Source organism: Marinospirillum alkaliphilum DSM 21637 (assembly GCF_900119735.1).
Classification (GTDB): Bacteria; Pseudomonadota; Gammaproteobacteria; order Pseudomonadales; family Halomonadaceae; genus Marinospirillum; species Marinospirillum alkaliphilum.
This window is the reverse complement of the sequence record NZ_FPJW01000018.1, coordinates 1-3,429: the sequence shown is the minus strand read 5'-3', so window position 1 is coordinate 3,429 and position 3,429 is coordinate 1. Positions and strand designations below refer to the sequence as shown.

At 52.6% G+C, this 3,429-nt stretch carries 2 rRNA genes; both read right to left on the bottom strand.

The features are described 5' to 3' along the window. Positions 1-6 precede the first annotated feature (6 nt). A 5S ribosomal RNA gene (rrf, locus tag BT114_RS14755) occupies positions 7-122 on the bottom strand. Between the two features lie 260 nt (positions 123-382). Then, a 23S ribosomal RNA gene (locus tag BT114_RS14750) occupies positions 383-3,274 on the bottom strand. Positions 3,275-3,429: the final 155 nt, after the last annotated feature.

Genomic DNA, 3,429 nt, shown 5'->3' with positions numbered 1-3,429 from the left:
ATAGGTGCCTGACGATGACCTACTTTCACATGGGGAGGCCCCACACTATCATCGGCGCTGATCGGTTTCACTTCTGAGTTCGGCATGGGATCAGGTGGTTCCCGGACGCTATGGTCGTCAGGCGTAACTGTTGGAGGTTGGCGTGTTTTTTGATACTTGTGATGCCTGTGCTGTTGTACAGCGACGCCAACATCCTTAAAAGGGGCAAGAACCGAGTTTTTAATTTACGCTTGCTTGTTAATGCTGCTTGTTGCTTTTTCTTGAAGCTTGCTGTGTCAAAGCGGGATCAGTCTCACTGTATCCGGTGTTTCGTTCACTGTGTTACCTGGATGGTTGCGGTTTTCATCGGGTTTGATGATCCACAAAACCACTTGGGTGTTATATGGTCAAGCCTCACGGGTCATTAGTACCGGTTAGCTCAATGCATTGCTGCACTTCCACACCCGGCCTATCAACCTTGTCGTCTTCAAGGGCCCTTTAGGAGGATCAAGTCCTCAGGGAGACCTCATCTTGAAGGGGGCTTCCCGCTTAGATGCTTTCAGCGGTTATCCCGTCCGAACATAGCTACCCGGCAGTGCCATTGGCATGACAACCGGAACACCAGAGGTTCGTCCACTCCGGTCCTCTCGTACTAGGAGCAGCTCTTCTCAAGTCTCCAACGTCCACGGCAGATAGGGACCGAACTGTCTCACGACGTTCTAAACCCAGCTCGCGTACCACTTTAAATGGCGAACAGCCATACCCTTGGGACCGAATTCAGCCCCAGGATGTGATGAGCCGACATCGAGGTGCCAAACACCGCCGTCGATGTGAACTCTTGGGCGGTATCAGCCTGTTATCCCCGGAGTACCTTTTATCCGTTGAGCGATGGCCCTTCCATACAGAACCACCGGATCACTAGAACCTACTTTCGTACCTGCTCGACGTGTCTGTCTCGCAGTCAAGCACCCTTATGCTCTTGCACTCATTGGCTGATTTCCGACCAGCCTGAGGGTACCTTTGTGCTCCTCCGTTACTCTTTGGGAGGAGACCGCCCCAGTCAAACTACCCACCACACACGGTCCCTGTCCCGGATCACGGGACTAGGTTAGAACCTCAAGATTGCCAGGCTGGTATTTCAAGATTGGCTCCACGCGAACTGGCGTCCACGCTTCAAAGCCTCCCAGCTATCCTACACAAGCAATATCAAAGTCCAGTGTGAAGCTATAGTAAAGGTTCACGGGGTCTTTCCGTCTAGCCGCGGATACACCGCATCTTCACGGCGATTTCAATTTCACTGAGTCTCGGGTGGAGACAGCGCCCCCATCATTACGCCATTCGTGCAGGTCGGAACTTACCCGACAAGGAATTTCGCTACCTTAGGACCGTTATAGTTACGGCCGCCGTTTACCGGGGCTTCGATCAAGAGCTTCGCTTGCGCTAACCCCATCAATTAACCTTCCGGCACCGGGCAGGCGTCACACCCTATACGTCCACTTACGTGTTTGCAGAGTGCTGTGTTTTTAATAAACAGTTGCAGGGGCCTGGTATCTTCGACCGACTTCGGCTCGGTTAGTGTTAACGTCACCTAGTGTCGGCGTGCCTTCTCCCGAAGTTACGGCACCATTTTGCCTAGTTCCTTCACCCGAGTTCTCTCAAGCGCCTTGGTCTTCTCGACCTGACCACCTGTGTCGGTTTGGGGTACGGTCACTGCATACCTGAAGCTTAGAGACTTTTCTTGGAAGCGTGGCATCAACGAGTTCGAATCTCCGAAGATCATCTTCCTCTCGCATCTCGACGTTGCACCCCCGGATTTGCCTAAGGGTACCGCCTACGTGCTTTCACCAGGACAACCAACGCCTGGCTCGCCTAGCCTTCTCCGTCCTCCCATCGCAGTATGCACTGGTGCAGGAATATTAACCTGCTTCCCATCGACTACGCGTTTCCGCCTCGCCTTAGGGGCCGACTCACCCTACCCTGATTAGCATGGGATAGGAAACCTTGGTCTTCCGGCGGGGATGTTTTTCACACCCCTTATCGTTACTTATGTCAGCATTCGCACTTGTGATACCTCCAGCATGCTTCTCAACACACCTTCGACGGCTTACACAACGCTCCTCTACCGCTCCACTTACGTGGAACCCGCAGCTTCGGCACCTGATTTGAGCCCCGTTACATCTTCCGCGCAGGCCGACTCGACTAGTGAGCTATTACGCTTTCTTTAAAGGATGGCTGCTTCTAAGCCAACCTCCTAGCTGTCTGTGCCTTCCCACATCGTTTCCCACTTAATCAGGATTTTGGGGCCTTAGCTGGCGGTCTGGGTTGTTTCCCTTTTCACGACGGACGTTAGCACCCGCCGTGTGTCTCCCGTGCTGACACTCACCGGTATTCGGAGTTTGCAAAGGGTTGGTAAGTCGAGATGACCCCCTAGCCTTAACAGTGCTCTACCTCCGGTGGTGATACACGAGGCGCTACCTAAATAGCTTTCGAGGAGAACCAGCTATCTCCGAGCTTGATTAGCCTTTCACTCCGACCCACAGGTCATCCGAATCTTTTTCAACAGATTACGGTTCGGTCCTCCAGTTGATGTTACTCAACCTTCAACCTGCCCATGGGTAGATCGCCCGGTTTCGGGTCTATTCCCAGCGACTGCGCGCCCTATTAAGACTCGGTTTCCCTACGGCTCCCCTATACGGTTAACCTCGCCACTGAGAATAAGTCGCTGACCCATTATACAAAAGGTACGCCGTCACCCAACAAGTGGGCTCCGACTGCTTGTACGCACACGGTTTCAGGGTCTATTTCACTCCCCTAACAGGGGTTCTTTTCGCCTTTCCCTCACGGTACTGGTTCACTATCGGTCAGTCAGGAGTATTTAGCCTTGGAGGATGGTCCCCCCATGTTCAGACAGGATTACACGTGTCCCGTCCTACTCGATTTCACTGAAGAGAGGTTTTCGTGTACGGGGCTATCACCCACTATGGCGGCACTTTCCAGAGCCTTCCACTAACCCAACTCCAGCTTAAGGGCTGGTCCCCTTTCGCTCGCCGCTACTCAGGGAATCTCGGTTGATTTCTTTTCCTCGGGGTACTTAGATGTTTCAGTTCTCCCGGTTTGCCTCCAGTACCTATGGATTCAGTACTGGATACCCAGGTTATCCTGGGTGGGTTTCCCCATTCAGAGATCTCCGGATCAAAGTCTGTTTGCCGACTCCCCGGAGCTTATCGCAGGCTACCACGTCTTTCATCGCCTCTGACTGCCAAGGCATCCACCGTGTGCGCTTAGTCACTTGACCATATAACCCCAAGGGGTCTACACAATCTGTAACCAATCAACGATTTTCGCCGGATACGCTTGAGACTGATGTCTGTTTCAATCAACCCAAAAGGCCAATCAAAACAGCGTATCGCTTTGACTTTTAAAAACTTGGTTCTTGCATTGTTAAAGAGC